We start from the raw sequence: 21,617 nt of genomic DNA, 5'->3' as shown, positions 1-21,617 counted from the left end.
CGGGCGTTTGGCGTTTGAGGTGTCGCCCGGCGCTCGCCGACGGGCGGTGTCTTTCACTGTGACTTGGCCTTAACTGCCGCAAACACGCCGTCGGTCTGCTTCTTGAAGGTGGCCAGATCGACCTGGCTGCCGTTGAGGATCGTCGACCAGTGGCGCACGATCGCGGCCATCGCGATCGTCTCCTTGATCTCTTCGTCCGATGCGCCGTTGAGCTTGGCCGCCTCGGTGTGGAAATAGATGCAATACTGGCACGGGATCTGCGACGCGACCGCCAGCCCCATCAGCTCCTTGGTCTTGCCGTCGAGCGCGGTCTTGGGATTGAGCTGGACGCCCTTGATCTCGGCCCAGGCGCCGGCGATGGCGACGTCAGGCAGTGTCTTGAACATATCCGGCACCGAGCCGAGCGTCGCCTCGATGTCCTTGTAGGCTGCCGCCGCCGACGCATCCTCGGCTTTCGCCGGGGTGATCGTGAACAGCGCGCCAATGCCCGCCGCGATCACGAGTGACCTGACATTCAGTTTTGACTTGGGCATTTCATCCTCCGTTCGCAGCGCCTTTCCGGCGATATCCGCCTTGGCCTGCATGGGGGATTGATAGCGCCTATGGCAGTGTGCCTGCTTCGCCCGAAAGCGCCATGGCTCTCATGGCCCGTCCGGGCCAGTCTGCCTGGCGGAAAATGCCGCCGCGGCCGCTCGCGACGGCAGGTCGAGCTTCAGCAGTATGTTGGCGACGTGGCGCTTGACCGTGTGCTCGCTCAGCCTGAGTTCGGCGGCGATCGCCGCATTGCTCTTGCCGTCGGCGATCAAATTCACGACTTCGCTCTCGCGCGCGGTCAGGCAAGCCGGTTCGGCCGCTTTGGTCTTGGGCCGGCAGGCCGGCTCCAGGTGCTGTTCGGACATCGCAAGCACAAACGCCAGCGGCTCGTCCAGCTCGTCGATGCCCACACGCCCGCGATCGACGAAATGAAGACCCGAGCCGACGGCCAGATCGGCGACCAGCCTCGACGCCAATATCTCGCCGCGCCCGGCGTGAGCGGCGAGTTGCATCGTCACGCGGCCCGTCAATCCTGCAGGAGGGCCACGCGACTCGATCTCGCCGACATGCGCCCCTTGCGCGCTTGCCACCCCGATTTGCTGCGCCGCGTCCCGCAACGCCGCCGCGCAACGCAAGGCACGCCCAGGGCCGTCGAAGCGCGAAATCATCATCTCGGAGTGCATGTCCGCGCAGCGCCCGCCATGGCGCGTCACAAGGGTCCGCCATGTCTCATGGAAATGCTGGCTGCGTTCGCTCCACATCCGGTCTCCGAGGCGGGCCGTGTCGTAGATCCGAGTCACGAGAAGCGCAGCCAGAACGCGTTCGGCTTCCACCACGGCGCGCTCGCCGGTCAGGAACTCCTCGATCAGGTCGGCGACCCGGTCGACATCACCGGTCCAGATCGGGTGGTCGCGTCCAGGGATTTCGACCAGCCGCGCGTTGGGGATCTTCCTGGCCAGAAAGCGGCTGGCGTCGAGGTCGACCCGCACATCGTTGCGGCGATGGATCAGCAGCGTCGGCGCGCCGATTGCCGCCAGGATGCCGCGCACATCGATCCCCGCGTTCATCCGCGCCAGCGTCGCCGCCGCGGTAGGGCTTGCCGACAGCCGCTCGAAGCGCGCCCACCAGGTTGAAAAGCGGGTATCGTCGACCCTGCCCGGTGCGAAATTGGGCAAGGTGGCGCCTGTGCCCCAGGCCGTCTCGGCCGTCGCGATGAAGGCTTCCAGACGCTCCGGCGGCATCACCCATTTGTGGAAATGCGCATAGCCGCCATAGAGCGCCAGGGCCCGCGTCCGCTCCGGATAGGTGGCGGCGAACAGCATCGCCAGCGGCGCGCCTTCCGATGCCCCAAGGATCGCCGAGCGGCCGCTGCCGACCGCATCCATCACCGCGCGCACATCATCCATGCGGGTCTCGAGGCTGGGCAGGTGATGGACATCGACGCGGTCGGAAAGACCCGTGCCGCGCTTGTCGAACAGGATCAGCCGCGAGAAGGCCGAAAGCCGCCTCAGGAGCCTGGTATAGCCCTCGTCTTCCCAGTGCAGGTCGAGGTTGGAGATGAAGCCGGGGACGAAGACGAGGTCGAACGACCCCTGGCCGACCACCTGATAGGCGATCCGCACCTCGCCGCTAAGGGCGTATCGGGTCTCGATCGGCCTCACGAGGGTGTCCGCCCGGCCTGACGATTTCTGATCGCCAACCATAGCAGAGCCGCGCCGGTTGCGGCAGCTTATATTTTAGCGGAAATGAATGTAGCCGGCGGCCGACGCGGTTACTTTTGCGACGCGGCGACGTCGCCAGGCGAGGCCGCGAGGCCGAGCTTGAGATCGGCCTCCGCCGGCGTGATCGGCCGTTTGATCCTGGCCGAAGCGACCACGACCAGTTCGTCGAAGCCTTCACCGCCGCTGTCCAGCATCTCGAAGAACTGGCGCCGCATTCTCGGCTCCCAGAACTTGTTGATATGCTCGGCGACGCCGGCAACGCCTTCCTCGCGTGGCCTGGAGTGGAAAAAGGCGGCGATCTGGTTGGCCATGCGCACCAGCTTTTCCCCCGTGCTCATGATGTGCTCTTCGTCATGCGACATGCTGGGCAACTCCCGAAATCACCCGGTCGGGGTGGGTAAAAACATCGAAATCGTCGCCACGCACCAGCGCCACCAGCGTCATGCCGGCCTCTTCCGCGGTGCGGATGGCAAGGGCCGTCGGCGCCGAGACGGCGATGATGAAGGCTGAACCGATCGCCGCCGTCTTCTGCACCATTTCGACCGAAACACGGCTGGTCACCACGACGGCGCCCGATGCGCCATCGATATTGGCCTTGGCCAGCGCGCCGGCTAGCTTGTCCAGCGCATTGTGGCGGCCGACATCCTCGCGCGCCATGACGACGCCCTTGCCAGGGACGTAGAAGCCGGCTGCATGCACGGCGCCTGTCTCGGTATGCAGCGGCTGTACCTTCGACAGCAGCTTGACCGAGCGGGTGATATCGTCGGCCTCAAGCGTAAGTTTCGACGCACCCACCGGATCGACCGAGCGCATCGCTTCCTCGATCGATTCGATGCCGCACAGCCCGCAGCCCACCGGTCCGGCAAGCCGCCGCCGCCGCGCCTCGAAGCGCGTATTGGCCTGGTCCTTCAGCCGGATCTGGATGTCGATGCCGGCGCCATGATCCTCGACCTCGATGGCTTCGATCTCATCAGGCGCAGCGATGATGCCTTCGGTGAGCGAGAAGCCGAGCGCGAAGTCCTCGAAATCGGCGGGGCTCGCCATCATCACCGCATGCGTGGTGCCGGCGAAGGAGAACGCCACCGGCGTCTCTTCCGGCACCATGCGGTTGGCCGCAGCCGTGCCGCTGGCGCGGTGCGCCAGTCGCGATATCTGCGTCGTCGCTTTGCGGCGCGCGGCCAAGACTACTCCGCCGCCTGCAGCGGTGCGATGCGACGGCTCTGCTTGGCCTGCTCGTCATAGTCGCGTTGCCATTCCGACGGGCCGTTGGAAGCGCCGACCTGCACCGCGGTCACCTTGTATTCGGGACAGTTGGTCGCCCAGTCGGAGAAGTCGGTGGTAATGACGTTGGCCTGCGTGTCGGGATGGTGGAAGGTGGTGTAGACCACGCCCGGCGATACCCGGTCGGTGATCAGCGCGCGCAGCGTCGTCTCGCCCGAACGGCTGGTCAGCCGGACCCAGTCGCCATCGCGCAAGCCGCGGTTTTCTGCGTCGTGCGGATGGATTTCCAGCCTGTCCTCGGAGTGCCACATGACATTTTCGGTGCGCCGCGTCTGCGCGCCGACATTGTACTGCGACAGGATACGGCCGGTGGTCAGCAGCAGCGGGAAGCGCGGTCCGGTTCTTTCGTCCGTCGCCACATATTCGGTGCGGATGAACTTGCCCTTGCCGCGCACGAAGCCGTCGACATGCATGATCGGCGTGCCAAGCGGCGCCTTGTCGTTGCAGGGCCATTGCACGGAGCCGACCCGGTCGAGCAGGTCGAAGGAGACGTTGGCGAAGCTTGGCGTCGTCTTGGCGATCTCGTCCATGATTTCGGACGGATGGGTATAGTTCCAGTCGAGGCCGATCGCACGGGCGAGTTCCTGCGTCGCCTCCCAATCGGCGTAGCGCGCCTTCGGTTCCAGCACCTTGCGCACCATATTGATGCGGCGTTCGGCATTGGTGAACGTGCCGTCCTTCTCGAGGAAGGTCGAGCCCGGCAGGAAGACATGCGCGTAGTTCGCCGTCTCGTTGAGGAAGAGGTCGTGCACCACCACGCATTCCATCGCGGCCAAGCCGGCGGCGACATGCTTGGTGTCGGGATCGGACTGCAGGATGTCCTCGCCCTGGATGTAGATGCCCTTGAACGAGCCGTCGACGGCGGCATCCAGCATGTTGGGAATGCGCAGGCCGGGTTCGTCGTCGAGCTTCACGCCCCAGAGGCTTTCGTAGATGTCGCGCACCGCGTCACCCGAAATGTGCCGGTAGCCCGGCAGTTCATGCGGGAACGAGCCCATGTCGCAGGAGCCCTGCACATTGTTCTGGCCGCGCAGCGGATTCACGCCGACGCCAGGCCGGCCGATATTGCCGGTGGCCATTGCGAGGTTGGCGATCGCCATCACCGTGGTCGAGCCCTGGCTGTGCTCGGTGACGCCGAGGCCGTAATAGATCGCGCCATTGCCGCCCTTGGCGTAGAGACGGGCGGCACCGCGGATCAACTCCGGATCGACGCCGGACAGCTTGCCGACGATTTCGGGGCTGTTTTCCGGCAGGGCGACGAAGGACGCCCAGTCCTGGAACTCAGCCCAGTCGCAGCGCTCGCGGATGAAGGCTTCGTCGAAAAGGCCCTCGGTGACGATGACGTGCGCCAGCGAGGTCAGCACGGCGACATTGGTGCCGGGCTTCAGCGGCAAATGGTAGTCGGCTTCGACATGGGCCGACTTGACCATCTCGGTGCGGCGCGGGTCGAGCACGATCAGCTTGGCGCCCTGACGCAGCCGCTTCTTCAGCCGCGAGGCGAACACCGGGTGCGCGGAAGCCGGATTGGCGCCGATGATGACGGCGACGTCGGTGAATTCGACGGAATCGAAGTCCTGCGTGCCGGCCGAGGTGCCGTAGGTCTGGCCGAGCCCATAGCCGGTCGGCGAATGGCAGACACGCGCGCAGGTGTCGACATTATTGTTGCGGAAGCCTTGGCGAACCAGCTTCTGGACGAGGTAGGTCTCCTCATTCGTGCAGCGCGAGGAGGTGATGCCGCCGATCGCGGTGCGGCCGTACTGGTACTGGATGCGGCGGAATTCCTTGGCCGTATGGGCGATCGCCTCTTCCCAGCTCACTTCGCGCCAGGGATCGCTGACCTTTTCGCGGATCATCGGCGACAGGATGCGGTCCTTGTGGGTGGCATAACCGTAAGCGAAGCGGCCCTTCACGCAGGAATGGCCGTGGTTGGCCATGCCCTCCTTGTAGGGCATCATGCGGATGACCTCGTCGCCCTTCACTTCGGCCTTGAACGAGCAGCCGACGCCGCAATAGGCGCAGGTGGTGACGGCCGAGCGCTCCGGCAGGCCCTTTTCAAGCACGGTCTTCTCGCGCAGCGCATCGGTCGGGCAGGCCTGCACGCAGGCACCGCAGGACACGCATTCGGAGGCAATGAAGTCCTCGTGCATGCCGGCGACCATGCGCGATTCGAAGCCGCGGCCCTCGATGGTCAGCGCGAAAGTGCCTTGCACCTCCTCGCAGGCGCGCACGCAGCGCGAGCAGACGATGCACTGCGCCGGATCATAGGTGAAATAGGGGTTGGACTCATCACGGGCGATGTAGTCGACCGCGAGCGAGCCATGGCCCGGCGCGACGCCATTTTCTTCCTTGACGTGGTTGCGGCCCTCAACGCCGTAGCGATTTTCGGTCAGGCCGACGGACTTCGCCACCACATCGAACTCGCTGGCGCCAGTTCCGGCCTTCTCGTGCCAGCCGGTCGGATGGTCGGAGACGTAGAGTTCCATGACGCCCCGGCGGATGGCGTCGAGCCTGTCCGACTGCGTGCGCACCACCATGCCTTCGCCGACAGGCGTCGTGCAGGAAGCCGGCGTACCGCCGCGCCCGTCGATTTCGACGAGGCAGACGCGGCAGGAACCGAAGGAGTCCAGCATGTCTGTGGCGCAGAGCTTGGGGATCTCCACCCCGCCTTCCATCGCCGCACGCATGATCGACGTGCCTTCAGGCACGCTGATGCTGCGGCCATCGACAGTCAGCGTGACCTGTTTTTGCGCCTTCGACTCCGGAGTTCCGTAGTCAATCTCTTCGATCAGTATTGGGAAGTCGGCCTTGATGTTCATCTGCCAGCTCCTATTCAGCAGCCACGCGCGCTGGCGCGGGCTTGAAATCCTCGGGGAAATGCGTGATCGAGCTCATCACCGGGTAGGGCGTGAAGCCGCCCAGCGCGCAGAGCGAACCGAACTTCATCGTGTTGCAGAGGTCGGTGACCAAAGCGAGGTTCTTTTCCGGCTCGATTCCGGCGGCGAGCCTGTCGATGGTTTCCACGCCCCGCGTCGAGCCGATGCGGCAAGGCGTGCACTTGCCGCAGCTTTCGATGGCGCAGAATTCCATGGCGAAGCGTGCCTGCTTCAGCATGTCGGCGGTATCGTCGAAAACCGTGATGCCGGCGTGGCCGATCAGTCCATCGCGCTTGGCGAATTCCTCGTAGTCGAACGGCGTGTCGAACAGTGCGCGCGGGAAGTAGGCGCCGAGCGGGCCGCCGACCTGCACTGCCTTCACCGGACGCCCGGTGGACGTGCCGCCACCGATCTCGTCGACGATCTCGCCCAGCGTCAGGCCGAAAGCGGTTTCGAACAGGCCGCCTTGCTTGACGTTGCCGGCGATCTGGATCGGGATCGTGCCGCGCGAGCGGCCCATGCCGAAATCCTTGTAGAAGGTGGCGCCCTTGTCCATGATGATGGGTACGGAAGCGAGCGAAATGACGTTGTTGATCACCGTCGGCTTGCCGAACAAACCCTGTATCGCGGGCAGCGGCGGCTTGGCGCGCACCACGCCGCGCTTGCCTTCCAGGCTGTTCAAGAGCGAGGTTTCCTCGCCGCAGACATACGCGCCGGCACCGACGCGGATTTCCATGTCGAAGGCGTTGGGCGAACCCAGCACATTGACGCCGAGCACACCGGCCTTGCGGGCGATCTCGACGGCCTTGTTCATGACAGCCACCGCGTGCGGATATTCCGAGCGGATATAGACGAAACCCTTGGTCGCGCCGGTGGCGATGCCGGCGATGGTCATGCCTTCGATGAGCACGAAGGGGTCGCCCTCCATGATCATGCGATCGGCGAAGGTGGCGCTGTCGCCCTCGTCGGCGTTGCAGACGATGTATTTGCGCTCCGATGTCGTATCGAGCACCGTCTTCCATTTGATGCCGGTCGGGAAGCCTGCGCCGCCGCGGCCGCGCAGGCCGGAGTCGGTGACCTGCTTGACGACGTCGGCGGGCGTCATGGCCACCGCGTTCCGCAGGCCGCTCAGTCCGCCGAGCGACTTGTAGGCATCGAGCGACAGCGGGTCGTTGATGCCACAACGTGCAAACGTCAAGCGAGTTTGTTTGGCCAGGAACGGAATCTTGTCCGGTGCGCCGAGCCAGCGCTTGTGATGGCCGCCGGTGAGAAAACCGCTGTCGAACAGGCTCTTCACGTCCGACGGTTTCACCGGCCCGTAGGCGACACGGCCATTGGCCGTCGCCACTTCGACCATCGGTTCGAGGAAATAGGCGCCGCGCGAGCCGTTGCGCACAATCTTGGCCTCGATGCCGCGCTCCGCGAGCTCCTTGGCGACGGCCTTCGCGACCTTTTCCGCGCCCAGCGCCAGTGCGCCGGAATCGCCGGGAATATAGATACGGGGGGTCATGAGCGCACCTCGGCGACGATCTCGTCGATCCTGTCGTCATCCAACCGACCGATCACCTCGCCATCCAGCATCGCAGACGGCGAGCAGGCGCACAGCCCGAGGCAATAGACCGGTTCCAGCGTAACCGATCCGTCACGCGTGGTCTCATGGAAGTCGATGCCGAGCAACTGCTTGACCTTGGCGGCGACCGCGTCCGAACCCATCGACTGGCAGGCTTCCGCCTGGCAGAGCTTGAGCACGTGCCGTCCGGCCGGGCGCGCACGGAAATCATGATAGAAAGTCACGACACCATGCACCTCGGCCCTGGACAGGTTCAGGCCGTCGGCAATGATGGGGACGGCATCCTGCGGGACGTGGCCGAATTCTTCCTGGATGCCGTGGAGGATCGGCAGCAGCGGACCCTCGAGGTCCTTCAACTCCTCGATAATCGCCGCCGTGCGCGATGCGATCTCGGTACTTGCAGGCTGCATCGTCATGCAGCGCCCTCCCTGGTCGATAGCTTTTATCGCTAAGTCTTTACAAAATCAGAGGAAACCCGCGAAATCAATAAAGCTGTTTCGTTGCTCGATAGAAATCTTCTATCGATGAGCTTCGCTCAGCATTGTCTAGCCTAGCGGTGGGCGCGGAAATCGTCTGCCAGCGCCATCGCCTCGTCCAGCAGCGCCTGCACCAGCGGCGTGTGCGGCTCGCGCGGCGCGGCGACCAGCCCGACTGTGTGGCTGGCATCGGGCTCGACGATCGGAATGGCCCGGATCGGTTCGGAAAAACCGAATGTTTCCGCAAGGTTGAGTGGCATGATCGATGACCATTTGCCGGTCCGGATGTGCGAGAACAGCACGATCATCGAATTCGATTCCAGCGTCGGCCGCACCTGCACGCCGGCTTCCGCCAGGTGCTGGTCGATGATGCGGCGGTTCTGCATGTCCGGCGTCAGAAGGCACAGCGGCAACTGGCTGATCTCGGACCATGTCACTTTGTCGCGGTCGGAATAGGGATTGCCGATTGCGGTGATCAATTGGTAGCGCTCGTCATAAAGGGGCACGCTGGTCACCCGTCCCAGTGGTTCGTTGTCGAGATAGGTGATGCCCGCGTCGACATCGAAATTGCCGAGCAGCGACAGCACTTCGATCGAGGTTCGCGACAGCACCGAAAAGGTGACGCCTGGGTGCTTGTCTCGAAAGGGCGTCGTTAATCTGGCGACCATCGCCAAGGCCGTCGGGATTGCGGCAATCCGGATGCGGCCGGAAAGGCCGTACCGGGCGGCGCGCATCTCCTCGCGCATGGTCCTGGAGTCGCCGACGATGCGGCGCGCCCAGACCAACACTTGCTTGCCCTCCGGCGTCAGCCCCTGGAACCGCGACCCGCGATTGACCAGCATGACGCCGAGCTGGCCCTCGAGCTGCTTGATGCCGGCCGACAGGGTCGGCTGGGTGACCCCGCACGCCTCGGCCGCCCGGCCGAAGTGCTCTTCCTTGGCCAGCGCGATGAAGAATTCCAGCTTGTCGATCATTGGCGGAAGCTATCCGGCGCGGTGGCGTCGCGCCAGATGGTGTCGCGCTCAAACCTCCAATGCATGTCGCCCGAAAGTGACTTCGGTTTTGGGACAACGACATGCATAAAAAAGCGATCGCGCCGCGCTGCCTCGATCGCCGGGATCTACCGATCCACGAGATTGAGGATGTTGCCGTCCGGATCCTTGAACCATGCGACTTTCATGCCGCCGCCGACATGCAGGTCACCCTCCATCGTTAGGCCGGGCATCTCGTAATGCTCGAAGGCGACACCCTTCGACTTGAGGGCGTCGACGACATCGGCGATGGCGTCGCCGACCCTCCAGGTTACCGCCGTCGCCTTGTTGGTCCCTGCGAATTCGGAGCGATAGACATTGATCGTGGTATCGCCGCTTTTGTAGACGATCAATTCGCCGCCCTCATCGTGCACCTGTTCCAGGCCGAGTGTTCTCTCATAGAAGGCCTTGGCCCTTGCCAGATCCTTCACGGCGAGGTTTGCCGATGCGTTGCTGTTTGCAAGCATGATCGTCTCCTTCCCTGGTTGTCATTCCCTCTGGTCATGGAAATAGGTCGCCCAGGCCGCTTGACGACCGCCATCATGCCTGGCGCTTGGAGCGGTCCGCGATCTGCACTATGTGAGCTGCAGCCGAACGCCAGGGAACAACAGCCATGTCCATCACCAAGGAAATCGTCACCGAGCGCCTGAAGACGGTGAACGGGCCGGATTTTACCGGCAACATCGTCGACCTCGGCATGGTTTCGGAGATTTTCATCGCCGATTCGAAAGTGTTCTTCTCGATCACCGTTCCCGCCGCGCGCGCTCAGGAGATGGAGCCGTTGCGCGCCGCCGCCGAGCGGGTGGTGAAGGCCATTCCCGGCGTCGCCGGTGCGGTCGTCGCGCTGACGGCCGAAAAGAAAGGCGGCGGCATGGAGGGATCGGTCCCATCGCGCCCCGCACCCAGGCCGGCGCCGACGGCTCCGGTCGCTGCGGCATCGCGGGCGGCTCCGCATGCTCCTGCTTCGCAGAGCCAGGGCAAGCGCGGCGTGCCCGGCATCGAGGCGATCATAGCGGTTGCTTCCGGCAAGGGTGGCGTCGGCAAGTCGACCACGGCCGTCAACCTGGCGCTTGGCCTGGCCGCCAATGGCTTGCGGGTCGGTGTGCTGGATGCCGACATCTATGGCCCGTCGATGCCCAGACTGCTTAACATCCATGGCCGGCCGCAGACGATCGACGGCAAGATCCTGAAACCGATGGAGAACTACGGCCTCAAGGTGATGTCGATGGGTTTCCTCGTCGATGAGGAGACGCCGATGATCTGGCGCGGGCCGATGGTGATGTCGGCGCTGACGCAGATGCTGCGCGAGGTTGAATGGGGGCGGCTCGACGTGCTCGTCGTCGATATGCCGCCCGGCACGGGCGATGCGCAACTGACCATGGCCCAGCAGGTGCCGTTGGCCGGTGCCGTCATCGTCTCGACGCCGCAGGACCTGGCACTTATTGACGCCCGCAAGGGCCTCAATATGTTTAGGAAAGTCGATGTGCCGCTGCTCGGCATCGTCGAGAACATGAGCTACTTCATCGCCCCGGATACCGGCAAGCGGTACGACATCTTCGGCCATGGCGGCGCGCGCCGCGAGGCGGAGAGGCTGGGCGTCACCTTCCTCGGCGAGGTGCCGCTTGAAATGGGGATCCGCGAGAGCTCTGACGCCGGCACGCCGGTGGTCGTCTCGAAGCCGGATGGCGCCGAGGCGAGAATCTACCGCGATATCGCTTCCAAGGTCTGGGAAAGGGTCAACGAGGAACGCGGCGCGGCCGAAGCGGCCGTGCCGAGTATCGTCTTTGAGTGAACCCTCACGGGGAGTGCGTCAGCCGCCCACTTTCTCGCCGAAAGCCGAAAAGAACTGTCCGGCCAGTTTCTTCGACGTCGATTCGATCAGCCGGCTGCCGAGTTGCGCGATCTTGCCGCCGACTTCTGCCTTGGCCGCATATTTGAGGACCGTCGCGTCCGGCCCGTCGGCGGTGAGCGTGACGTCGGCGCCGCCCTTGGCGAAGCCGGCGATGCCGCCCTTGCCTTCGCCCTGGATGGTGTAGGCATGCGGCGGCTTGAGATTCCTGAGCGTCACTTCGCCATTGAAGGTGGCCTTGATCGGCCCGATCTTCAGCACCACCGTTGCCGCCATCTCGGTCGCCGATTTCATTTCCAGGCTCTGGCAGCCCGGAATGGCGCCCCTCAGCACGGTTGGGTCGTTCAGCGCTTCCCACACTTTCTGCACGGGTGCGGCGATACGTTCCTCGCCCTCGATCACCAAAGCCATCTAAACCTCCCGCATCGCCTATGTCGGATTGGTCGTAGCGTGCGGCTCGATAGCTGTCTATCGCACCAAAGTCCGGATTCAGATCACGCGTGCCCCTTGCCTGCATCCGCGCGTTGTCATATCGATTTGTCATACAAATACGGAGACCATGATGGCCGGCGCCCCCACGAAAAAGAAAAAGTTCCGCTCGCAGGAGTGGTTCGACAATCCCGACAATCCGGGAATGACGGCGCTCTATCTCGAGCGCTACCTGAATTACGGGCTGACTCGCGCCGAGCTGATGTCGGGCAAACCGCTGATCGGCATCGCGCAGACGGGCTCTGACCTTTCGCCTTGCAACCGGCACCATATCGAACTTGCCAAGCGCGTGCGCGAAGGCATCGTCTCGATGGGCGGCATTCCTTTCGAATTCCCCTGTCACCCGATCCAGGAGACCGGCAAGCGGCCGACCGCGGCCCTTGACCGCAACCTCGCCTATCTCAGCCTTGTCGAGGTGCTCTACGGCTATCCGCTCGACGGCGTCGTGCTCACCATCGGCTGCGACAAGACCACGCCTGCCTTGCTGATGGCGGCGGCGACCGTCAACATCCCGGCCATCGCGCTGTCGGTCGGCCCGATGCTCAATGGCTGGCATAAGGGCAAGCGCACCGGCTCGGGCACCATCGTCTGGGAATCGCGTCAGCGCCTGTCGGCCGGCGAAATCGGCTATGACGAGTTCATGGACATCGTCGCGTCCTCGGCGCCGTCCACCGGCTACTGCAACACGATGGGCACGGCCACCACGATGAATTCGCTGGCCGAGGCGCTCGGCATGCAACTGCCCGGTTCGGCCGCCATTCCGGCGCCCTACCGCGAGCGCGGCCAGATCGCCTACGAAACCGGCAAGCGCATCGTCGACATGGTGCACGAAGACCTGAAACCGTCCGATATCATGACCCGCGCGGCTTTCGAAAACGCCATCGTCGTCAATTCGGCGATCGGCGGCTCGACCAACGCGCCGATCCATCTCAACGCCATCGCCCGCCATCTCGGCGTGCCGCTCGACAATGACGACTGGCAGACCATCGGCCTCAAAGTGCCGCTCATCGTCAATCTGCAGCCGTCAGGTGAATATCTGGGCGAAGACTATCACCACGCCGGTGGCGTGCCTGCCGTGGTCGCCGAACTGATGAAGGCCGGAATGCTGCCGCATCCCGATGCCTTGACCGTCAATGGCAAGTCGATCGGCGCCAATTGCGAGGGCGTCGCCAACGAGAATACCGACGTCATCCGCACGGTGGCCGAGCCGCTGAAGGCCAATGCCGGCTTTATCAACTTCAAGGGCAACCTATTCGATTCGGCGATCATGAAGATGAGCGGCATTTCGCCGGAATTCCGCGAGCGCTATCTGTCGAACCCGAACGACCCGGAAGCCTTCGAAGGCAACGCCATGGTCTTCGACGGGCCCGAGGATTACCACGCCCGCATTGACGATCCGGCGCAAGGCATAGACGAGCATACCATCCTGTTCATGCGCGGCGCCGGTCCCGTCGGCTATCCCGGCGGCGCCGAGGTCGTCAACATGCAGCCGCCGGCCTACCTGATCAAGAAGGGTATCCACGCGCTGGCCTGCATCGGCGATGGCCGCCAGTCCGGCACGTCGGGCTCACCGTCGATCCTGAACGCCTCGCCGGAAGCCGCGGTCGGCGGCGGCCTGGCGCTGCTCAAGACCGGCGACCGCGTCCGCATCGACCTGCGGAAGGGCACGGCGAACATCCTCGTCAGCGATGACGAGATCACACGGCGACGCGCCGAGCTGCAGAAGGATGGCGGCTATCATTATCCCCAGCACCAGACGCCCTGGCAGGAGATCCAGCGCGGCATGGTCGACCAGTTCTCGACCGGCATGGTGCTGAAGCCGGCGGTGAAATATCAGGATGTCGCCCACACGATGGGGGTGCCTCGCGACAATCATTGATTATTCCCGGGAATAGTCATCGATTATTCCGGGCTGGTCACTGATGATGGATCACGACGACCGGCGGCCTTCGATCAGGCCGCCGTGTCACAGCCACGGGCCGGGAAACGCTCTGTCCTTGACAAGCCAGCCCAACAATTCCACCATCATCGCAAGGGGTGTATCGCGACGACCCCGTGAGGCGTCAGCCCAATGTTCGCGTCCAGGCTTCTTCAGGAGGTGGACGCCATGCCGTCAACAACCGCTATCACCGTACAGCAACTATCCCGTCTGATTGGTCTGCCGGGCGCGCCTTTGATCGTCGATGTCCGTATCGATGAAGACTACGACGCCGACCCGCGCCTGCTGCCGGCCTCTCACCGGCGCAATTTCAAAACGGTCTCGGCTTGGGCAAACGACCTTGCCGGCAGCCAAGTGGCCGTCGTTTGCCAGAAGGGGCAAAAGCTTTCGCAAGGGGTTGCCGCGTGGCTGCGGCATGAAGGCATTGCCGCCGAATCCCTCGAAGGCGGCTTCGAAGCCTGGCGCGATGCCGGCGGGCTTCTGGTCCGCGCCGACAAGATACCTTCCCGCGATGAAAAGGGCCGCACCGTCTGGGTGACGCGGGCTCGCCCCAAGGTCGATCGCATCGCTTGCCCATGGCTGATCCGGCGCTTCATCGATCCCGACGCGGTGTTTCTCTTCGTCGAACCCGCTGAAGTTCCGGCTGTCGCAGACCGCTTTCAGGCCGTGCCTTTCGACATCGACAATGTGTTCTGGAGTCATCGCGGCGAGCGCTGCACCTTCGACACGATGATCGAGGAGTTCGGGCTGGAATCCCAGGCACTCGATCGGCTTGCCACGATCGTGCGCGCGGCCGACACCGCACGCCTGGATCTGGTTCCTCAGGCAGCCGGATTTCTGGCCGCCTCGCTTGGCCTGTCACGCATGTTCCGCGACGATCTGGAGCAGCTGGAGGCCGGCACGATACTCTATGACGCGTTCTTCCGCTGGTGTCGCGACGCCACTGACGAGACGCACAACTGGCCGGGCGGGGCAAAGCCGTCATGAGCAGCCTCATTTCGGGCAATGATGCCGACCTCGTCGAGGCGCCGGCGGTCCCGAGCTTCCGCGAAGCCACGAAACTCTGGGCGAAGATCGGATTGCTGAGCTTCGGCGGGCCGGCGGGGCAGATCGCGCTCATGCACAAGGAATTGGTCGAGGACCGGCGCTGGATCGGCGAACAGCGTTTCCTGCATGCGCTGAACTACTGCATGCTGCTGCCCGGTCCCGAGGCCCAGCAACTCGCCATCTATATCGGCTGGCTGCTGCACAGGACGATCGGCGGCCTTGTCGCCGGTGTCCTGTTCGTGGTGCCCGGCGCACTGGTCATGCTCACCCTGAGCATTCTCTATGTGCTCTATGGTGATGTCCCGCTGGTCGCGGCGCTGTTCTTCGGGGTCAAGGCCGCCGTGCTCGCGGTCGTGGTCGAGGCGGTGATCCGCATCGGCCGCCGCGCCTTGAAGAACCGGTTGATGGTGGCGATCGCGCTTTGCGCTTTTCTCGGCATCTATGTGCTCGCCATCCCGTTCCCGCTCATCGTCCTGATTGCGGGATCGGTGGGATGGGTGGGAAACCGTGTCGCGCCAGCCCTGTTTTCCGGCGCGGCGCACGGCAAGAACGACGCTCCCGATATCAGGGGCGCGGTCGACCTGATGTTCGAACGCGGCGAACTGGCCCATACCAGGCCGACACGATGGCATGCGCCGCGCACCATCGCGATCTGGCTGCCGATTTGGCTCGGGCCAGTTCTGTTGCTGTGGGCGCTCACCGGAAGGAGCAGCGTGTGGACGCAGATTGGCGGCTTCTTCAGCCTCATGGCGGTGGTCACCTTCGGCGGCGCCTACGCGGTTCTTGCCTATGTCGCGCAGGCAGCCGTGCAGTCCTTCGGCTGGCTCGCCCCTGGTGAAATGGTCGATGGTCTTGGCCTTGCCGAGACCACGCCGGGTCCACTCATTCTGGTGTTGCAATTCGTCGGCTTCATCGCCGCGTTTCGCCACGCCGGCTCGCTGGACGCACTGCTTGGCGGATCGCTTGGAGCGCTGCTGACGCTGTGGGTTACGTTCACACCCTGCTTCTTCTGGATATTCCTCGGCGCGCCCTACATCGAGGCCCTGCGCGGCAACAAGGCCCTGTCGGCCGCGCTGGGCGCGATCACCGCCGCCGTGGTCGGCGTCGTCATGAACCTTGCTCTGTGGTTCGCCTTGCACGTCGTCTTCCGCGAAGTGCGCATGACGGGCCTTGGCATGAATGTGCCGGTGCTTTCGTCGATCGACTGGCGAGCCGCGCTGCTTTCGGTGGCCGCCATGGTCGCCATCCTGAAGTTGAAAACCGGTGTGCTGCCGACGCTTGCGGGATGCGCTGTTGCCGGCGTGTTGCTGCTCGCCGCGGGCGGCTAATGCATGTCGCCCGAGAGTGTCTTCGGTTCCGGGACAACGCCCTGCATCGAAACAAGATCTAAGGCGCGTCGCATGGATCCGTTTCGACGCGACGCGGTTTAGATTTTCCGGCTCCTTTGTATTCCGCTTCCGAACCACCTAACTGGTGGAAAACGGATTGGACCAGCAATGGCGGGACGACGCTCTTCCCTCGGCTTTCTCGGCATGTTCGGCCGCTCGGGTGATTTGCGGCAGCTCGATGCCGCCTTGCGTGGTGCCGACCTGCATCCCGCCCTCGTGCCCGAAGGGGTGAAACTAACCATCGTCAATCTGATGAAGGACCACTGGCCCGAGGAGCCGCCGCCGCAGGCCTATCCGCGGGTAGCGAACCTGTTCAGCTACTGCATCGCCGGACCGGAAACCTTCGAGCGTGCGCAAGGCCCACAGCAGCGGCTCGACGCGGAGCGCCGGATCGAGGCCGCTCTCGAAACCGGCGACGATCTCGATGCCCAGATCGTGCTGATGGCACTGCACGCCAAGCTGATCAACGCCGAGGTGGTTGAGCGCTTCGGGCTGGGCGCCGACTGAGCGCTTTCGTGAAACGCTGAAACCGCTCTAAGCCCGGCTTATCTCCTGGAGATACCAGCCGATATAACGCAGCTCGTTGTACTCCATCGGCGCGATCGGTCCGGGCACGAAATAGTGCGAGCGTACGCCGCGCGCCGTATGCTCGATGATCTTCTTGTCCTCGTCCGTGGTGACCTTCCACAGCCAGGTCAGTTTCTCCAGATCGTAGTCCTGGCCTTCGACAGCGTCGCCGCGCACCAGCCAGATCAGTTCCATCTCGCAGGTCTGAGCCGTTTTCGGGATGAATCGGTAGATCATCCCGTGGTCGGGGTAGCAGACGAGGAAAGTCGTGCCGCCAAGATGGATGGAGGTGACGCCGCCGTCATAGTCGGTGAAGCGGCCCATCAGTGGCGCGACGGGGGAGCCGTCCCGGCTGCCGCTCGAAACGCCGTCATAGAGCGCATAGCGGAATGTGTGGATCGCCTCCTGGCCGGCGGCCGAATTCTGCCAGCGATCGCCGCTGCCGATCTCGATGCCGAGAGCGCAGGTCCGCTGTTCCATCGCGGCATTGAGCTGCTCGATCATTTCCGCGGGCTTTTCCAGCGCGTGCGTCTGCGAATATTCGGGATGCGCCGGTCCGCAATGGTAGCATTCGACATAATTTTCGACGGCGAGCTTCCAGTTCGCCTCGAGCGGGTAGCTTTGGCGATACGCCACCTTGGCATCGCCCCACCCATATTGTCCGCAACTCGTGCGCAAAGATTGCTCGATCGGATCAAAATCGAGTGGCGTCTCGGCGAAGGAGATGAAGACAAGGCCGGTCGCGACGCGAACATGGAGCTTCTTCAGCCCGTGCGCGGTGCGGTCGAAATCCTTCGGCATCAGCCTGGCGGCGCGCAGCGAGCCGTCATTGGAATAGGTCCATGCATGGTACGGGCAGACGAACACTTTCGCGTTGCCCTTCTCTTTGGTGCAGACCTCGGCGCCGCGATGGCGGCAGACATTGAGCATGGCATGCACGGTGCCATCCATGCCACGCGACAGGATGACCGCCTCGTCACCGAGCTTGAACAGTTCGAAGTCGCCGGGATTGGGAATGACGCTGGCATGCGCCAGGCAGTGCCAATGGCGGCGGAACAGACGTTCCATGTCCCGCTCGAAAATATCCTGGTCGTGGTAGAATGGGCGCGTCAGGCCGTAGCCTGGCCGGTGCGAGGCCACCAGCCGATCGATGGCATCTTCGGTATTCGCGGCTTGCTGGATAGGATAGACGCTCATTTGTCGTTCTGCCCAATGGTTGGTTCTGTCGGTGGCTATCTGTATGTCGGTCTTCTGGCTAGCCGCCCATGCTCGCGCGCGGCAGGTGGATCAGGTTGCCGAAGCGGGCGCGCAATCTGTCGTCGACCAGCTTGGGCACGTGCCGCGGAAATCGTTCCGCAAGGATGCGCTTCTTTTCGTCGATCGCCCGGGCTAATATATCAGGCCGGCCTTTTTCGTTCCATTCCTTCGGTGAGGAACGATCGCCGAAGGCAGGATAAAAACGCTCTGCCTGCGCCGACTTGAGCGTTTGCTCGTTGTCAAGATAGTGGCCCGGACCCTTGAGGCAGACATCGGTGATGGTGTCGATCGACAGCGCTTCGTCCGTCACTTCGATGCCGCGTGCGCAGCGCAGGCAATGGCCAAGCATGTCATTGTCGATGATCAGGCTTTCTAGGCAGAAGCCGAGCAGCGAGGCATGCATGCCAGCCGATTCGTAGACGAGATTGAGGCCCGAAAGGCCGGCCATCACATTGGTGATGCCTTTCTCGTAGCCGGATTGGATATCGGGCAGTTTCGAGTCTGTCATGCCGGCAGCCGAGCCGCCGGGCAGGTCGTAGAATTGCGCCATCTGCGCGCAGGCCGCCGTTACCACCGCCTGTTCGGCCGAGCCACCGGCCATGGTGTTGGTGCGCAGGTCCGACATGAACGGCCAGGCGCCGAAGATCGCCGGATGTCCCGGCTTGAGTGCGTTGACATACACCAGGCCGGTCAGCACTTCGGCCACTGCCTGCGCGACCGCGCCGGCCATCGCCGCCGGAGCGGTTGTTCCGGACTGGCCGGTGGAGAGGAGCAGGATGGGGATGCCGCCTTCGACACAGGCCTCGAGCACGCCGCAGGCATCCTCGGCGAACTTCATCGGCGGCACGACGAAGGAGTTGGAGTTGGAAACGAATGGTCGGGCGCGGAAATTCTCCTCGCCACCGGCGATGGCATAGAGCATTTCGAGCGCCGGCTTCACATTCTCGCGCACGGTGAACGACGTGCCGACATGCTTCGATGTCCCCATCACGCAGGCGTAGAGCGTGTTGAAATCCATATCGAGCGGGTCGGCGATGTCGCGCGCCACCATCGGCCGCTGGAAAAAATGGATGTTGCTCAGTCCATCGACGATGCGGGCGGCGTCATAGATGTCCTGCAGCTTGGATTCGCGATACTCGCGCTTTTCGAGATCCACCAGATGCACGGCGATACCCGCCGTGCCGTAATGGACGCGCTTGCCCTGGATCACCATGTCGTGCCTGGGGTCTTGGCCATGCAGCGTGAAATGCCGCGCGGCTCGCTTGATGGCGTCGAGTACGAGCGCACGGGGGAAACGGATGCGGCCATCGTCGCCATGGATGGCGCCCGCCTTGGTCAGGACTTTTATGCAGGACGGGATGGCGTTGGCGAAGCCGACCGTTTCCAGAAGCGTCAGCACGCCCTCATGGATGCGCTCGCAGTCGTTTCCGCGCAACGGCCCGTAACTGCCGCCTTCCATGGCTTGGTGTAGTGGCCCGTTTGGTGGAATGGCTGATTTCACCGCACGCCCCGTTTCGCGGTCGCCGGAGCGTTGTGGACGACGGTTCGCCGGCATGTCCTGCTTTTCGACAGCCACTGGCATGGAAGCACTCCACCTCTACCGGCAGGAGCTCGTGGCGGTTGGTCCACCATCAACCTGCTTCTTCTCTGAAGCCGACTATGCCGCCGGCACTGGCCCATCCTATGAGCCAGCTGGCCCAGCTACATGTGCCAGACCTAAAACAAACCGGAGCCGCTGAGAAGCGGCTCCGGTCACGAAATCGGCTTGATGGATCAGGCGGCGGCCGGCCTGCGTCCGGCTGCGGTGGCGAGTTCCCGGATACCGGGCTCGATGTGCTGCAGAGCGATAGAGGAAATGCCCAACCGCATGAAACGCGAAGGCTTCTCGGTGCGGTCGAAGAAGCGGTCGCCGGGCTCGATGATAACGCTGCGCGAGGCCGCGGCTTCGGCCAAACCGCGGGAATCGGTGCCGCGAGGCCCTTCCAGCCACAGCGACGTGCCGCCGGCCGAATCGGTCGAGCGCCATTCCGGCAGGAAGGCCGAAATCGCATGGACCAGCCGCTTGCGCCGCTCGTCGAAGGCGCTCGACAGCCGCCGCACCAGCGCTTCGTGATGGCCGAGCGACAGGAAGAGCGCCACGGCACGCTGGTTGTTGGCCGGCGGATGGCGCAGCATGAAGCGGCGCAGCGCCCTGAGTTCGGCGATTAGTCCAGCGGAAGCCACGATGTAGCCAAGCCGCAGCCCCGGGGCCAGCGTCTTCGACATCGAGCCGACATAGACGACGCGGCCGGAACGGTCGAGGCTCTTCAGGGCCTGCTGCGGCGCCTCGTCGAGAAGCTGGCTGTCATAGCCGTCCTCGATGATGATCTGGTTGTGCCGGTTGGCGCGCGCCAGAAGGTCCTGCCGCCGCTCCGCCGACAACGGCACCATGGTCGGGCAATGATGGCTGGGGGTGACAAAGACGAAGCCGGAATCGTTGGGAATAGAAGAGGTTACGATACCGGACTGGTCCACTGGCACCGGCTCGATGTCGGCGCCCGCGAGCCGGAAGATCGAGCGTGCGTCGGGATAGCCTGGATCCTCCATCGCCACTTTCGAGCCCTTGGTCATCAGCAGCGAGGCCAGCATATAGAGCGCGTTCTGGGCGCCCAGCGTGACGATGATCTCGTCGGGATTGGCGAAGATGCCGCGCCGGGGCAGCAGCCGTGCCTGGATTTGCTCGATCAGCAGCGGATCGTCGCGGTCGACCATGTCGGACGCCCAGTTGCGGATCTCCAGCACGGCCAGCGCCATGCGGTTGCACTCGCGCCACTCGGCGGTCGGGAACAGCGCCGGGTCGAACTGGCCGTAGACGAAGGGGTAGGAGGACTTGATCCAGTTCTCGTGCTTTGCGGGCGGCGGCATGTCGCTTGCCGCGATCTGCCGGCGCGCCTTCCAGTCGATCTCGTTGGCCTGGTCGGGTGCTTTCTGGTGCGGCTTGGCGGGTGTCGCCAGCACGTCCGGATTGACGAAATGGCCGCGCCGCTCGCGTGCTACCAGGAAACCCTGGTCGACGAGCTGCTGGAAGGCCAGCACCACCGTTCCGCGTGCCACGCCGAGTTTTTCGGCCAGGATACGGCAGGAAGGCAGTGGCATCGACGCGGCGATCTGGCGGTCGAGAATGGCGGCCACGATGGCTTGGCGGATCTGCGCCTGCAGGGTCTGGCCGGATTCAGCCGAAATCCGGAACAGGCCGGACCATATCGCCGTGTCGTTTCTCTGTGGCATGGAAGATGTTCCTCGATGGCCAGCTTTTTTCGCTTTGCTGGACCAGCCGAACGTAACCGTGGCACAAGGGGTTGCGCCAATCAATTTTTCTGATCTTTGGGATTTATGCCAGTGATCCTTCAAGCTCGAAATAGGCGCGGCCCCTCGCTGCTCGATACTCATCTCCCTGCTCGATAACCACCTCCCCGCTCGATACCCGCCTCCTTGCTCGACACATTGTGTCATCGCATCGTGATGTGCTGCGTCATCGCCGCGTATTGACCGGATGGATTTCGGCTCAATAGTTGGGGCGCGACGACACGCGCCGGAAACATCCGGTCTGATATGG

At 63.8% G+C, this 21,617-nt stretch carries 18 protein-coding genes; 5 read left to right on the top strand and 13 right to left on the bottom strand.

The annotated features are described in order from the left end of the window. Positions 1 to 53: 53 nt before the first annotated feature. The 9 genes from MESAU_RS00700 to MESAU_RS00660 form a co-directional block, all read right to left on the bottom strand. Positions 54 to 533 (bottom strand): carboxymuconolactone decarboxylase family protein, encoded by a 480-nt coding sequence (locus MESAU_RS00700; protein ID WP_015314124.1) that lies wholly within the window; start codon positions 531 to 533, stop codon positions 54 to 56. A 108-nt stretch (positions 534 to 641) separates the two neighbouring features. Beyond that, complete coding sequence (locus MESAU_RS00695) at positions 642 to 2,195, bottom strand: alpha/beta fold hydrolase (RefSeq protein WP_041163239.1); 1,554 nt, start codon at positions 2,193 to 2,195, stop codon at positions 642 to 644. A 110-nt stretch (positions 2,196 to 2,305) separates the two neighbouring features. After that, the gene (locus tag MESAU_RS00690) at positions 2,306 to 2,617 is read right to left on the bottom strand and encodes a formate dehydrogenase subunit delta (protein WP_015314122.1); all 312 of its coding nucleotides are present in this window, start codon (positions 2,615 to 2,617) and stop codon (positions 2,306 to 2,308) included. Continuing rightward, positions 2,607 to 3,437 carry a formate dehydrogenase accessory sulfurtransferase FdhD gene (gene fdhD / locus MESAU_RS00685; RefSeq protein ID WP_015314121.1) on the bottom strand — a complete coding sequence of 277 codons (831 nt, stop codon included), beginning with the start codon at positions 3,435 to 3,437 and terminating at the stop codon, positions 2,607 to 2,609. The genes MESAU_RS00690 and fdhD overlap by 11 nt, the downstream gene beginning before the upstream one ends. A gap of 2 nt (positions 3,438 to 3,439) precedes the next feature. Next, entirely contained in the window at positions 3,440 to 6,352 is a 2,913-nt protein-coding gene (fdhF, locus tag MESAU_RS00680; protein ID WP_015314120.1) for a formate dehydrogenase subunit alpha, read from the bottom strand. Positions 6,353 to 6,362: 10 nt separating this feature from the next. Further along, entirely contained in the window at positions 6,363 to 7,919 is a 1,557-nt protein-coding gene (locus MESAU_RS00675) for a formate dehydrogenase beta subunit (RefSeq protein WP_015314119.1), read from the bottom strand. Beyond that, on the bottom strand, positions 7,916 to 8,395 hold the full coding sequence (locus MESAU_RS00670; protein ID WP_015314118.1) for a formate dehydrogenase subunit gamma: 480 nt from the start codon (positions 8,393 to 8,395) through the stop codon (positions 7,916 to 7,918). Before MESAU_RS00670 ends, MESAU_RS00675 begins: the two co-directional genes overlap by 4 nt. 134 nt (positions 8,396 to 8,529) lie before the next feature. Then, the gene (locus MESAU_RS00665; RefSeq protein ID WP_015314117.1) at positions 8,530 to 9,429 is read right to left on the bottom strand and encodes a LysR family transcriptional regulator; all 900 of its coding nucleotides are present in this window, start codon (positions 9,427 to 9,429) and stop codon (positions 8,530 to 8,532) included. A 146-nt stretch (positions 9,430 to 9,575) separates the two neighbouring features. Beyond that, on the bottom strand, positions 9,576 to 9,953 hold the full coding sequence (locus MESAU_RS00660; RefSeq protein WP_015314116.1) for a VOC family protein: 378 nt from the start codon (positions 9,951 to 9,953) through the stop codon (positions 9,576 to 9,578). Between the two features lie 146 nt (positions 9,954 to 10,099). Here MESAU_RS00660 and MESAU_RS00655 point away from each other — a divergent pair, with 146 nt between their 5' ends. Beyond that, on the top strand, positions 10,100 to 11,278 hold the full coding sequence (locus tag MESAU_RS00655; protein WP_015314115.1) for an Mrp/NBP35 family ATP-binding protein: 1,179 nt from the start codon (positions 10,100 to 10,102) through the stop codon (positions 11,276 to 11,278). Between the two features lie 18 nt (positions 11,279 to 11,296). Here the strand turns inward: MESAU_RS00655 and MESAU_RS00650 are convergent, their stop codons facing one another. Beyond that, positions 11,297 to 11,746 carry an SRPBCC family protein gene (locus tag MESAU_RS00650; RefSeq protein ID WP_015314114.1) on the bottom strand — a complete coding sequence of 150 codons (450 nt, stop codon included), beginning with the start codon at positions 11,744 to 11,746 and terminating at the stop codon, positions 11,297 to 11,299. Positions 11,747 to 11,897: 151 nt separating this feature from the next. On the opposite strand from MESAU_RS00650, the gene MESAU_RS00645 reads away from it, so the two are divergent. From MESAU_RS00645 to MESAU_RS00630, 4 genes are all read left to right on the top strand, one after another. Continuing rightward, complete coding sequence (locus tag MESAU_RS00645; RefSeq protein ID WP_015314113.1) at positions 11,898 to 13,703, top strand: IlvD/Edd family dehydratase; 1,806 nt, start codon at positions 11,898 to 11,900, stop codon at positions 13,701 to 13,703. Positions 13,704 to 13,931: 228 nt separating this feature from the next. Beyond that, complete coding sequence (locus tag MESAU_RS00640; protein WP_015314112.1) at positions 13,932 to 14,750, top strand: chromate resistance protein ChrB domain-containing protein; 819 nt, start codon at positions 13,932 to 13,934, stop codon at positions 14,748 to 14,750. Further along, a complete protein-coding gene (chrA, locus tag MESAU_RS00635; protein WP_015314111.1) occupies positions 14,747 to 16,138 on the top strand; it encodes a chromate efflux transporter in 1,392 nt (463 codons plus the stop codon). The genes MESAU_RS00640 and chrA overlap by 4 nt, the downstream gene beginning before the upstream one ends. A gap of 168 nt (positions 16,139 to 16,306) precedes the next feature. Beyond that, the gene (locus MESAU_RS00630) at positions 16,307 to 16,705 is read left to right on the top strand and encodes a hypothetical protein (protein WP_015314110.1); all 399 of its coding nucleotides are present in this window, start codon (positions 16,307 to 16,309) and stop codon (positions 16,703 to 16,705) included. Between the two features lie 27 nt (positions 16,706 to 16,732). Here MESAU_RS00630 and MESAU_RS00625 read toward each other — a convergent pair whose 3' ends face one another. The 3 genes from MESAU_RS00625 to pdxR form a co-directional block, all read right to left on the bottom strand. Continuing rightward, complete coding sequence (locus MESAU_RS00625; RefSeq protein WP_015314109.1) at positions 16,733 to 17,962, bottom strand: aromatic ring-hydroxylating oxygenase subunit alpha; 1,230 nt, start codon at positions 17,960 to 17,962, stop codon at positions 16,733 to 16,735. Between the two features lie 58 nt (positions 17,963 to 18,020). Further along, positions 18,021 to 19,604: a trimethylamine methyltransferase family protein gene (locus MESAU_RS00620; protein ID WP_015314108.1), complete on the bottom strand. Its 1,584-nt coding sequence runs from the start codon at positions 19,602 to 19,604 to the stop codon at positions 18,021 to 18,023. 191 nt (positions 19,605 to 19,795) lie between these two features. Beyond that, complete coding sequence (pdxR, locus tag MESAU_RS00615; RefSeq protein ID WP_015314107.1) at positions 19,796 to 21,289, bottom strand: MocR-like pyridoxine biosynthesis transcription factor PdxR; 1,494 nt, start codon at positions 21,287 to 21,289, stop codon at positions 19,796 to 19,798. Between the last annotated feature and the right edge of the window lie 328 nt (positions 21,290 to 21,617).

Source organism: Mesorhizobium australicum WSM2073 (genome assembly GCF_000230995.2).
Lineage (GTDB): Bacteria > Pseudomonadota > Alphaproteobacteria > Rhizobiales > Rhizobiaceae > Mesorhizobium > Mesorhizobium australicum.
Note: the sequence above shows the minus strand (reverse complement) of the source record. Positions and strands in the feature narration are given on the sequence as shown.

What these genes read in the sequence shown, in the direction of transcription:
- MESAU_RS00700 (WP_015314124.1), bottom strand. Translation starts at nt 533, where the DNA reads ATGCCCAAGTCAAAACTGAATGTCAGGTCACTCGTGATCGCGGCGGGC.
- MESAU_RS00690 (WP_015314122.1), bottom strand. Translation starts at nt 2,617, where the DNA reads ATGTCGCATGACGAAGAGCACATCATGAGCACGGGGGAAAAGCTGGTG.
- fdhF (WP_015314120.1), bottom strand. Translation starts at nt 6,352, where the DNA reads ATGAACATCAAGGCCGACTTCCCAATACTGATCGAAGAGATTGACTAC.
- MESAU_RS00675 (WP_015314119.1), bottom strand. Translation starts at nt 7,919, where the DNA reads ATGACCCCCCGTATCTATATTCCCGGCGATTCCGGCGCACTGGCGCTG.
- MESAU_RS00670 (WP_015314118.1), bottom strand. Translation starts at nt 8,395, where the DNA reads ATGACGATGCAGCCTGCAAGTACCGAGATCGCATCGCGCACGGCGGCG.
- MESAU_RS00665 (WP_015314117.1), bottom strand. Translation starts at nt 9,429, where the DNA reads ATGATCGACAAGCTGGAATTCTTCATCGCGCTGGCCAAGGAAGAGCAC.
- MESAU_RS00660 (WP_015314116.1), bottom strand. Translation starts at nt 9,953, where the DNA reads ATGCTTGCAAACAGCAACGCATCGGCAAACCTCGCCGTGAAGGATCTG.
- MESAU_RS00655 (WP_015314115.1), top strand. Translation starts at nt 10,100, where the DNA reads ATGTCCATCACCAAGGAAATCGTCACCGAGCGCCTGAAGACGGTGAAC.
- MESAU_RS00650 (WP_015314114.1), bottom strand. Translation starts at nt 11,746, where the DNA reads ATGGCTTTGGTGATCGAGGGCGAGGAACGTATCGCCGCACCCGTGCAG.
- MESAU_RS00645 (WP_015314113.1), top strand. Translation starts at nt 11,898, where the DNA reads ATGGCCGGCGCCCCCACGAAAAAGAAAAAGTTCCGCTCGCAGGAGTGG.
- MESAU_RS00640 (WP_015314112.1), top strand. Translation starts at nt 13,932, where the DNA reads ATGCCGTCAACAACCGCTATCACCGTACAGCAACTATCCCGTCTGATT.
- chrA (WP_015314111.1), top strand. Translation starts at nt 14,747, where the DNA reads ATGAGCAGCCTCATTTCGGGCAATGATGCCGACCTCGTCGAGGCGCCG.
- MESAU_RS00630 (WP_015314110.1), top strand. Translation starts at nt 16,307, where the DNA reads ATGGCGGGACGACGCTCTTCCCTCGGCTTTCTCGGCATGTTCGGCCGC.
- MESAU_RS00625 (WP_015314109.1), bottom strand. Translation starts at nt 17,962, where the DNA reads ATGAGCGTCTATCCTATCCAGCAAGCCGCGAATACCGAAGATGCCATC.
- MESAU_RS00620 (WP_015314108.1), bottom strand. Translation starts at nt 19,604, where the DNA reads ATGCCAGTGGCTGTCGAAAAGCAGGACATGCCGGCGAACCGTCGTCCA.
- pdxR (WP_015314107.1), bottom strand. Translation starts at nt 21,289, where the DNA reads ATGCCACAGAGAAACGACACGGCGATATGGTCCGGCCTGTTCCGGATT.